Here is a 9,811-nt window from a genome sequence, read left to right as displayed (position 1 = left end):
GTATTAAATCCTATCAATACCTACAATGTGACCCTAAATATTGGACACTACACGCGAATCACTGACCGTTTGGAGGACTTGGATATTGACTATTACGTTTTGGATTACAACCGAGAAAAAGCCATCAAACACTTTGAAGAAGTCAAACCCATGTTGACCTGCTTTCAATCCAAATTTGGTCCTTATCCCTTTAAAGAAGATGGGTATAAATTGGTCGAGACACCTTATTTAGGCATGGAACACCAAAGTGCTGTAGCCTATGGTAACAATTACCTCAAAGGATATCGCGGGATGGATTTATCGGGCAGTGGTGTTGGACTCACTTTTGATTATATCACCATTCACGAAAGCGGTCATGAATGGTTTGGAAATAGTATTACTTCGCGCGATATAGCCGATATGTGGATTCATGAAGGCTTTACCCAGTACAGCGAATTGGTATTTATCGAATGTCAGTCAGGGTATGAAAAAATGTTGAAATATGCTTTTGGATTACGTCGCAATGTTACCCACAACCGTCCCATTATCGGTCCCTACGGTGTAAATCAAGAAGGTTCGGGCGATATGTATCCCAAAGGAGCGTTATTACTCCATACCATCAGACATGCGCTTAATAACGACACCCTTTGGTGGAAATTGATTTGGGACTATTGCCATACGTTTAAACATAAAATCATTGACACCGAAACGGTAGTACAATTTTTTAACGAAACGACAGCGATGGATTGGACACCCGTTTTCAATCAATATTTACGTCATACACGCCTACCCATTTTACATGTACGTACGCGCGGCAAACGCTTAGAAGCACGTTGGGAAGCCGATGCACCTTCATTTGCCATGCCTATAACGTTAACCGTCGACGGCACGCCATTTCCAATCACTCCCCAATCGGATTGGACCCGAACGAAAGTGAAAATGAAGAAAAATGCGATTGTAACGGTAGATCAACAAAAGTTTTTTATCAAATTCAATCTCGAAAAAAACGAGGCGAAGTAATACCTCTTTGCTCGCGGCGTGAACGGAATTTCCACGGCGACAAAGCCTGAGCCCCGGCCTATGATTTTTTCTACTTCAATCCGAGCGTCTTTTAGGTTTACGCCCATTGATTTCAGTACCTTAGCTGCCACGCCGGTACCTTCTCCAATCAGACCCAAGAGGATCTGCTCAGTACCCACGAAATTGTGCCCAAGACGGCGAGCTTCTTCCTGGGCTAGCATGATAACCTTAATGGCTTTTTCTGTGAAGCGTTCAAACATATGGCATTAATCCCATCACCTGCGTCGTGCCGGTACGCTGATTTTAGCACAGGCTAACATGTCGGATGCCTGTATAAAGGTGTAGACATCCGAATCTTTTTACCCAGCTTCTTGGGAGGGCGTTCAGTATTTATTACGTTTTATTTAGTTTTATTTACTTTGATTTTGTCTGTGTGCTGAGGAGCGTGTCTTTTGTTACCTTTTTGTGGGACTGTTTAAAATTTATTAGTCAATCCCAAACAAAACTATTTATCAGCTTCTCAAGTTCTTGTCAAGAAGAAATTGAACTTTCTCACAAATCTTCTTAACTAAAAAGAGTACGGGAAAAAATTAAATTTTTATTAAAGATTTTAATAACAACTGGTTAAAAGTTGAGAATTAGCAATTGATGACGAGGGACCGAGACGCTCGACCGAGACGATCGCTTATCATAAGACTCCATTGAGCCAAAAGTGTTTGAAATCGGGGATGCTGTAAATCTCCAAGCCAGAGAATCAGTGCATCTTCATCGTTATCCTTGTAATAACGCCGTCTGACACCAGCTGTTTTAAAGCCAAATTTTTGATATAAAGAGATAGCCGCCAAGTTGGAAACTCGTACTTCGAGGGTGGCTCGTTCCAACGAGCGATCGCAGGCAGTTTTGAGCAGAGAGAAAAGCAAAGCTTGTCCGAAGCCCTGGTGTTGGTATTGGGGATGAACGGCCAGGATAGTAATGTGGGCTTCATCTAAAATTGACCAAAAGCACTCTCATCCTCGTTGCAATATTTTCGATACGGGAATACATGGTAGACCAAATGTAGAGCAGCTAGTTCTTGATGCCGTTCGAGATTTTAGAGCGCAGGCTGTGTTTTGTGTATCTAACCAAGCGGTCACGGAAAAGGTGGTCAAGACTTGTTTGGGCAAAGGTATTCCAGCTTATGGAGCTACCTGGGATTCTTGAGGAAAAACGAAAAGTGAGTTTGTTACTTAAGGAATGAAATGACGTCAATTACTTGTTTGTCGGCAGGTTTGGGCTCGTACCCGTGCATAGTCGGGCTGCGTGTGGCGCGAAAACTGACTAAACGTTAAAGCTATCAACAAGAAAACCCTTATCTGCCATTTGTTTCATGAAATTAATTAAAACAACTTCACCGAAAATTATCCTTTCGATTCTAGTCCTGACCTGTCTGGCTGTTATTGGAGTTAGACTGAGACGCAACTTTTCTCAAATTCGTAGCGTACAAGCTTTTGTTAACGGTGAAATCATTTTTGTGCGGGCATCCATTCCAGGCAAGCTAGAGTTGAAAAGCGAAAAAATTAAATTGGGCAACCAACTAGAAAAAGGGACACAAATTGGCACAATTAAATCTACTGTCGAAAATCCACGAGTCTCAGTCCTCAAAATTGAAAACCAGCAATTGAAAACTCGCTTACAGGATTTTAAACAGCAACTGGCTGGGGTAAAACAGCAAATTCAGAATCGCACTAAATTGATGAACTTGTTTGAACAACAAACTGGTATCCAGAGAACGCTTCAAGTAAACTACGCCCTTCAACAGATAAGGCAATATGAAGGGGAAATAACTCGAGCACGAGCCAGAGAAAAAGTATCTCTTGCCGACGCCCAACGCTTTGAACGCTTAGCCAAGGAGGGAGCTGTAACCCTCTCCAGAGCCGAAAACGAAATTGCTTCCGCGCAGCAAGCATCTGCTACAGTCAAGGAAGCTCAGTCAAAAATTGAGCTAGCCAAACTCAACTTAGAAGTAATGGCTTAGTTGAGGCGGTTAACAAACAGCCCTTAGTCGCAGTGATTGGTCCTAGTGGCAGTGGGAAATCTTCTGTAGTATATGCGGGGCTAATTCCTCAGTTACTCATGAAAGGAAACTGGCTGATTGAATCTTTTCGTCCTGGGAACCAACCATTTTATCAGCTAGCTTCTGCTTTAGTGCGTCCCTTAGAACCCGAAGCTGGGGAAACTGCACAACTGCGAGAAGTGGTAGGATTAGCCACCGATATGCAGCAGGGAAAAATTACTTTACAGCAGGTGATATCTCGACTCTTAGAACGCCACTCTGATAAACGTTTGTTGCTGTTTGCAGACCAGTTTGAAGAACTTTACACCCTCTGCCAGGATAAGCAGGAAATTGAGCGCTTTGCTGATGCACTTTTGGCAGCTGTTAATCTGGATAACTTAACACTAGTCCTGGCCTTACGTGCTGACTTTTACGGCTATGTCCTCTCCTATCGTCCTTTCCGAGATGCATTAGAGCAGTTTACACCCAAGCTGCTAAGTTCTATGAATCGAGAGGAACTGCAAAGAGCAATTGAACAACCAGCCCAAAAGCTAGAAGTCCAATTAGAAGTACAATTGACACAACGGATTTTAGATGATGTAGGCAATGAGCCTGGTAATTTACCATTGCTAGAATTTGCCCTCACCCGACTGTGGTCATTACAGCAAAAGCGCAAGTTAACTCACCAAGCTTATGATGAGATTGGAGGTGTGAAAAAAGCCCTAGCCAATCACGCCGAGCAGGTTTATCAACAACTCAACTCAACACAGCAAAAACAAGCACAGCGGATTTTTGTGCAATTAGTGCGTCCAGGGGAAGGAACAGAGGATACTCGCCGCATAGCAACCCGTGCAGAAGTTGGAGACGAGAATTGGGGATTGGTGAGTTATTTAGCAGGATACCAAGCCCGTTTAGTTGTTACGGGACGCGATGACAAGTCAGGAGGAGACACGGTGGAGGTTGTCCATGACGTTAATAAAACTAATTTTAGTTGCCAAGAAGGCATTAGCAGCGTATTTAATCATTTCTGCCGAGCTCAAGTCTGTTGCCAGCACTGGCACTGGGGGTAAAGATCGATCCTCAGCGAACTTGCGTTCAACAATGGGAGCATACAATTCCTGCATCATGGAGATTGCTCGCGGACTATTGCCTCCCAAAACAATGCGATCGGGGTTAAAAGTATCGTATACTGCCGACCCTTCCCGCAAAAACTCAGGATTGCTGACAACATCAAACTCAGCTGTAATCTCTGGCAATTTCTCTAATTCTGCCGTCCCACCTGCTGTGACTAGTGTTCTTTGACGTTCGGCTATGCCGTCTAAAACAATCATCCGCACCCAATCGCCAGAACCGATGGGTACTGTAGATTTGTTAACAATTACCTTATATCCACCGTTTAAATGAGCACCAATGCCACGGGCAACAGCTTCAACGTAACGAGTATCGCTCTCGCCAGTTGGTAGAGGTGGTGTTCCAACTGCAATAAACAAAATTTCCCCGTGGGCAACTCCTGCAGCCAAATCTGTAGTAAATTGGATTTTTTCTGCACTAATTGCAGATTGCATAATCTCTGACAGCCCAGGTTCAAAAATGGGGGATTGCCCGGACTTCATGATTTTGACTTTCTCTTCGTTATTGTCTACGCAAATAACATCATGTCCGATATGAGCTAAGCACGCACCTGTCACTAAACCAACGTAACCAGTACCTATAACGCAAACACGCATGTCGTTCTCTTCCTCGCTTGATGGGATTAACTTTTTACAAACAAGTTTTTAGTAAGAGTCAAAAGTTCACAGTTTATTGTTCCCAAAGTCCACACTTTTCTAACTAATGACTCTTGACTAATGACTAATGACTCTTGTCGATCCGCTCTCGAAAATCTTCTATAGTCAGTTTTAACCCCTCTTGCAGAGGAACAGTAGGTTCCCAATTTAACCAAGTTTTTGCCTTTGAGTGCAAAAGCCGCTCGTTCGGCATTGTTCATCATGTTATACCGTGGTTATCCAATGTTGCAATTGCCTTTTCAATTATTGCAAACATTATTAGACATCGACGAGCAACTAAGTACGTGGAGGTATCGTCATATGAACATGGTGCATCGTACCATCGGTTCTCGCATAGGCACGGGCGGTAGTTCGGGGAAAGACTATTTAAAGTCGGCTTTAGACCAGCATTATATCTTCAAAGATATTGCTCGTTTAACCAGCTTTTTGATGGAAAGAAGCAGGCTTCCCGAGCTTCCAAAAGCGGTAGAAGAGCGCTTGGGTTTTCGAGCCTGAGAAAATAGGGCTGAAAAATTCCCCAAAGGCAAAAAACAATAAGCGGGGGGAGGGTGCGTTATCCGACGGGGAAAGTGGAAAAAAACATTGACTGGCAATGATTTGGCTTTGTTTATTCGGATATTTTCCTCCAATTTTGCAACACCGGATTTCGGTCCGGCATCATACTAAAAACTGATATCGAAAAACATGGGACTTTTTAACTTTTTTACCCAGGAAATCGCGATAGACCTGGGTACTGCCAATACCCTCATCATACATAACGAAGAAGTAGTGGTGAATGAGCCCAGTATTGTGGCCCTTGATCGTAACAATCCAAAGAATGTATTGGCGGTGGGTAAGAAGGCATTGATGATGCATGAAAAGACCCATGAGAGCATTCGCACAGTGCGTCCGCTGAAAGACGGTGTAATTGCCGACTTCAACGCCGCTGAGCTGATGATCCGCGAGTTGATCAAACTCGTTTACCCCAAAAAGCCCCTGTTCCCCCCAAGTTGGAGAATGATGATTTGCATCCCCTCGTCTATCACCGAGGTGGAAAAGCGTGCTGTTCGCGACAGTGCCGAGCAAGCCGGAGCCAAAGAAGTGTATTTGATTCATGAACCAATGGCCGCTGCCCTCGGTATCGGTATCGACGTAGAAGGACCATTTTTCAAAATTTCCGTAGCATTGTTACAGCCAACAATCGCAGGTACGCCTAATTCTCGTGCAATAATTGCTGCATGACAGGTACGCCCACCTTGGTTGGTGATAATTGCACTTGCTTTCTTCATAATTGGTTCCCAGTCCGGGTCAGTTCTATCTGTCACCAAAACTTCTCCTGCCTGGAAATCTTCAAGATTGTGTACGTCTATGATGAGGTGAGCTTTGCCTTGACTAATCGCTTCTCCGATCGCACGTCCCGTTACAACAGGAGTGAGGGAAGAAAACTCCCCGAGTCCTTTAGTTCCCGATAGACGGTAAGTCCGCAATACGTTCTGAGTCTTCTGGGATTGCACGGTTTCCGGACGTGCTTGTACAACAAACAATTCGTTTGTAATGCCGTCTTTCGCCCACTCAATATCCATTGGAGTGTAGGTATTGTGGACTTGAGAATAATGATCTTCTATCAAACACGCCCAACGAGCTAGCTGTAATACTTCCTCATTTGTCAAGGCAAATTTGCCTCTTTCATGCTGGGGAACTAGTACATTTTTTGTAAATTTGGAGCCATCATCATAGACCATTTTCAGTTCTTTACTACCCAATCTTTTATCAATAATTGGGTTAAAATCTTCTTTTAAAGTAGGTTTAAAAACATAGTATTCATCAGGGTTAACAGACCCTTGAACTACGTTTTCTCCCAAACCGTATGCGGCTGTAATCAACGCAGAATTTCTGAAGCCTGTTTCAGTTTCAATAGAAAACATGACTCCAGAGCATGCTAGGTCAGAACGCACCATTTTTTGAACCCCTACAGCCAGGGCAACACTAAAATGATCGAATTTTTTAATATGGCGGTAAGAAATAGCGCGATCTGTGAATAAGGATGCAAAGCATTTATGACAAGCTGCTAAAACACTTTCAACACCAGTCACGTTGAGGTAAGTTTCTTGTTGTCCTGCAAAACTCGCAAAGCCTTTCGATTAGGAAAGGCTTTTTTATATAATAAGTCAGGATTCGTGATGTAATACTTCTTCACCCGGTTTCCTTGGGACGTTTTGTGGTACAAAATCGTCATCATGTCCTGGTTTGCTGTAGTCGTAAGGCCATCTGTGAACTTCAGGAAGATCGCCCGGCCAGTTACCGTGCATGTGTTCAACAGGCGCAGTCCACTCAAGTGTATTAGACTTCCAAGGGTTTTGAACAGATTTTTTTCCGTAGAAGATACTGTGGAAGAAGTTCCACAAGAACACCAATTGGAAAGCACCTCCAACTAAAGCGAAAGTTGTAATGATAACGTTTACGTTTTGTAAATCGTCAAACATTGGAAAATTGGTGTTGGTGTAGTAACGTCTTGGAAGACCGGCTAAACCAATGAAGTGCCTTGGGAAGAAAACCCCGTAAGCACAAACTGCCGTTCCCCAAAAGTGAATATATCCCAAGTTTTTATTCAACATACGACCGAACATTTTCGGATACCAGTGGTAAATACCGGCAAACATTCCGTACAATGCAGAGATACCCATTACCAAGTGGAAGTGTGCAACGACAAAATAAGTATCGTGAACGTTGATATCCAGAGTACTGTCTCCCAAAATCAAACCAGTCAAACCACCGGTAATAAACGTTGAAACCAATCCGATAGAAAACAACATGGCAGGATTCATTTGCAAATTCCCTTTCCAAAGTGTGGTGATGTAGTTAAATGCTTTTACCGCCGATGGAATCGCAATCAAGAGCGTAGTAAATGTAAACACCGACCCTAAAAATGGATTCATACCAGACAAGAACATATGGTGACCCCAAACAATGGTTGACAAGAAAGCAATCGCAATCATCGACATAATCATCGCTCGGTATCCGAAGATTGGTTTACGAGCATTGGTAGCAATTACTTCAGAAGTAATCCCCAAAGCTGGTAAAAGAACGATGTATACCTCGCTCAAGATTATATTAATGCCAGCTATAGATTGGGTGAAAGCGAGAACGCCAAAGTTGTCTTTGTCGATCCAGGTAAAGGGACTGAAATGATGGATTTGATTTCAGAAGCCGTCTCTCAACCAGGGGGCAAAACAGCGGAAAATGGAAACGGTTCTACCTAGTTTAATGGCAATCTATGCGGAGATTGTCGGAAGATAGCATCGGCGACCAACGACACATCGCGCATCTGTTGGAAATCGTGAACGCGGAGAATATCAGCACCATTGAAAATAGCAGCACAACATGCTGCTGCCGTTCCCCAGACTCGTGCTTTCGGGTCTGGCTGATTGAGAATTCGACCAATAAAACTTTTACGGGATGGTCCTACGAGGATAGGACAGTTAAGTTTGCGTAATTCTGATAAGCGGCGAAAAATTTCTAAATTATGCTCGTAATTCTTCGCAAAACCAATACCTGGGTCGATGATGATGTTGTCGTGGGCAATGCCAGCAGCAGTTGCAGCAGCGATTTGCTGTGTCAAAAAACTTAAAATTTCTCCTATCAAATCCTGATAATCAGTCAGTTGTTGCATATTTTGTGGGTTTCCCCGGATATGCATAAGTATAATTGGTACATCTAAGCTTCCGACAGTTGGTAGCATTTCTGGGTCAAAAGTACCACCAGAAATATCATTAACTATATCTGCTCCTTCAGCCACAGCAGCCTTTGCTACATCTGCCCTTGTTGTGTCCACAGAAATAGGTACTTGTATCTCTTTTCGCAATGCACGCAATATTGGTATAACTCGGTCAAGTTCTTGTGCAAGAGTGATTTGCGCTGCCCCCGGTCGAGTCGATTGACCACCAATATCGATAATGTCTGTACCACTAGCTACCATTGCTCGCGCTTGTGCCAAGGCAGTAGAGGGCGTGTAAAAATCGCCCCCATCACGAAAACTATCTGGTGTGATATTTAAAACCCAACACCAACACCAGCTGCACCAGCCGCAATAGCAAGGGGTGCTGTCACGTTGGAAATACCAGAAGCACACAGGACTCGAACCGATACCGCACGAGAAATCTCATAAGCTGCAGCCAAAGTGGGAGTCGCTTTTTCAATGAGTCCCAAAGTTCCGGGATGAATTGGGTTACTGCTAGTACCGCCTTCGGTTTGAATAATATCTGCGCCAGCTTTTACCAATTCCTCTGCCAGTTGTACTTGTTGGTCTAACGTCAAAATGTGAGGAACGGTGACAGAGAGGGTGATTTCAGGAAGGAGTTCACGAGTTTGGTGAGTAAGTGCTAAAACTTCCTCCGCTTCAAATCTACGTCCTTGAGCGTAGAAAGAATCAAAATTACCAATTTCAATCAAATCAGCGCCTGCTTCTACAGCTTGGACAAATTTTTCTGGCTCTACTGCAGATACACAAATAGGCAAATTTGTCAAATTTTTTGCCATTTTTATCAAATCTGGATCGGCGGCAATATCAACAAAAGTAGCACCGCCGTGATGGGCTGCCTTAACGGTTGCTGCTACACGATTGGCATCGTAGTTATTTAAGCCGGTGATGACTTTGAGGACACGGCGGTTGGCAAATGCACTTTGCAATGAAGGATGCATCGTCATAATTCGGTTCTTGAAGCTTTGAAAATTAGGAATATTGTACCGTTCTATTTTCGTTAGCTCACAAAAACTTCCTGCTTCAACCGCGACTGTCAGCAGACGTAGGGTGGGCTATGCCGCACGTTTGCTATTATACAAGTAGTAAGTAAGGCTATGCGGCACGTTTGCTGTTGTACTCATTTGGTTTAATTCAATTGAGAATTGGACATATTACAATTAATTATTGGAGTACCTCGTAATATCATGTCCGGGTAAAGACTTATCATTAAGGCAGAGGGGGAGAGGGGGGGAGAGGGAGAGGGGGAGCGAGTTT

Annotated in this window: 8 protein-coding genes and 7 pseudogenes; 7 read left to right on the top strand and 8 right to left on the bottom strand. The window is 43.6% G+C overall.

The features are described from left to right. A partial coding sequence (locus ACYRY3_RS00515; RefSeq protein ID WP_460199934.1) for a M1 family aminopeptidase occupies positions 1–999 on the top strand: 999 nt, incomplete at its 5' end. A 2-nt stretch (positions 1,000–1,001) separates the two neighbouring features. Here the strand turns inward: ACYRY3_RS00515 and ACYRY3_RS00510 are convergent. Together ACYRY3_RS00510 and rimI are read right to left on the bottom strand one after the other, a co-directional pair. Further along, positions 1,002–1,259, bottom strand: a pseudogene (locus tag ACYRY3_RS00510) (Clp protease N-terminal domain-containing protein); the annotation flags it as partial. 378 nt (positions 1,260–1,637) lie between these two features. Continuing rightward, positions 1,638–2,003: pseudogene (rimI, locus tag ACYRY3_RS00505) on the bottom strand (ribosomal protein S18-alanine N-acetyltransferase); the annotation flags it as partial. On the opposite strand from rimI, the gene ACYRY3_RS00500 reads away from it, so the two are divergent. From ACYRY3_RS00500 to ACYRY3_RS00490, 3 genes are all read left to right on the top strand, one after another. After that, positions 1,972–2,199 (top strand): hypothetical protein, encoded by a 228-nt coding sequence (locus ACYRY3_RS00500; protein WP_460199933.1) that lies wholly within the window; start codon positions 1,972–1,974, stop codon positions 2,197–2,199. The pseudogene rimI and the gene ACYRY3_RS00500 sit on opposite strands and share 32 nt — an antisense overlap. A 166-nt stretch (positions 2,200–2,365) precedes the next feature. Then, the gene (locus ACYRY3_RS00495; protein WP_460199932.1) at positions 2,366–3,013 is read left to right on the top strand and encodes an HlyD family secretion protein; all 648 of its coding nucleotides are present in this window, start codon (positions 2,366–2,368) and stop codon (positions 3,011–3,013) included. Positions 3,014–3,045: 32 nt separating this feature from the next. Beyond that, positions 3,046–4,101, top strand: a complete 1,056-nt coding sequence (locus ACYRY3_RS00490; protein WP_460199931.1) for an nSTAND1 domain-containing NTPase — start codon at positions 3,046–3,048, stop codon at positions 4,099–4,101. Here the strand turns inward: ACYRY3_RS00490 and ACYRY3_RS00485 are convergent. Together ACYRY3_RS00485 and ACYRY3_RS00480 are read right to left on the bottom strand one after the other, a co-directional pair. Next, positions 3,988–4,758, bottom strand: a pseudogene (locus ACYRY3_RS00485) (UDP-glucose dehydrogenase family protein); the annotation flags it as partial. The gene ACYRY3_RS00490 and the pseudogene ACYRY3_RS00485 sit on opposite strands and share 114 nt — an antisense overlap. 124 nt (positions 4,759–4,882) lie before the next feature. Next, positions 4,883–4,987 (bottom strand): annotated as a pseudogene (locus tag ACYRY3_RS00480) (SDR family NAD-dependent epimerase/dehydratase); the annotation flags it as partial. Between the two features lie 32 nt (positions 4,988–5,019). Here ACYRY3_RS00480 and ACYRY3_RS00475 point away from each other — a divergent pair. Further along, positions 5,020–5,313 (top strand): tryptophan 2,3-dioxygenase family protein, encoded by a 294-nt coding sequence (locus tag ACYRY3_RS00475; protein ID WP_460199930.1) that lies wholly within the window; start codon positions 5,020–5,022, stop codon positions 5,311–5,313. A 189-nt stretch (positions 5,314–5,502) separates the two neighbouring features. Beyond that, on the top strand, positions 5,503–6,039 hold the full coding sequence (locus ACYRY3_RS00470) for a rod shape-determining protein (RefSeq protein WP_460199929.1): 537 nt from the start codon (positions 5,503–5,505) through the stop codon (positions 6,037–6,039). Here the strand turns inward: ACYRY3_RS00470 and ACYRY3_RS00465 are convergent. Continuing rightward, positions 5,943–6,926, bottom strand: a pseudogene (locus tag ACYRY3_RS00465) (PEP/pyruvate-binding domain-containing protein); the annotation flags it as partial. The gene ACYRY3_RS00470 and the pseudogene ACYRY3_RS00465 sit on opposite strands and share 97 nt — an antisense overlap. 39 nt (positions 6,927–6,965) lie before the next feature. Continuing rightward, positions 6,966–7,868, bottom strand: coding sequence for a cytochrome c oxidase subunit I (locus tag ACYRY3_RS00460; RefSeq protein WP_460199935.1), 903 nt, complete (start codon positions 7,866–7,868; stop codon positions 6,966–6,968). 24 nt (positions 7,869–7,892) lie between these two features. Here ACYRY3_RS00460 and ACYRY3_RS00455 point away from each other — a divergent pair. After that, positions 7,893–8,057, top strand: a pseudogene (locus tag ACYRY3_RS00455) (paraslipin); the annotation flags it as partial. Here the strand turns inward: ACYRY3_RS00455 and folP are convergent. Together folP and ACYRY3_RS00445 are read right to left on the bottom strand one after the other, a co-directional pair. After that, positions 8,054–8,854, bottom strand: a pseudogene (gene folP / locus ACYRY3_RS00450) (dihydropteroate synthase); the annotation flags it as partial. The pseudogenes ACYRY3_RS00455 and folP sit on opposite strands and share 4 nt — an antisense overlap. After that, a complete protein-coding gene (locus tag ACYRY3_RS00445) occupies positions 8,848–9,501 on the bottom strand; it encodes a DUF561 domain-containing protein (protein WP_460199928.1) in 654 nt (217 codons plus the stop codon). The gene ACYRY3_RS00445 and the pseudogene folP, both read right to left, overlap by 7 nt. Positions 9,502–9,811 lie beyond the last annotated feature (310 nt).

The organism is Scytonema sp. NUACC21 (genome assembly GCF_054684315.1).
The sequence above is the reverse complement of the archived record's forward strand: the minus strand, read 5'-3'. Positions and strand labels throughout refer to the sequence as shown.

Coding starts and splice junctions, on each gene's coding strand:
- ACYRY3_RS00445 (WP_460199928.1), bottom strand. CDS start 9,501: ATGACGATGCATCCTTCATTGCAAAGTGCATTTGCCAACCGCCGTGTC.
- ACYRY3_RS00500 (WP_460199933.1), top strand. CDS start 1,972: ATGTGGGCTTCATCTAAAATTGACCAAAAGCACTCTCATCCTCGTTGC.
- ACYRY3_RS00495 (WP_460199932.1), top strand. CDS start 2,366: ATGAAATTAATTAAAACAACTTCACCGAAAATTATCCTTTCGATTCTA.
- ACYRY3_RS00475 (WP_460199930.1), top strand. CDS start 5,020: ATGTTATACCGTGGTTATCCAATGTTGCAATTGCCTTTTCAATTATTG.
- ACYRY3_RS00470 (WP_460199929.1), top strand. CDS start 5,503: ATGGGACTTTTTAACTTTTTTACCCAGGAAATCGCGATAGACCTGGGT.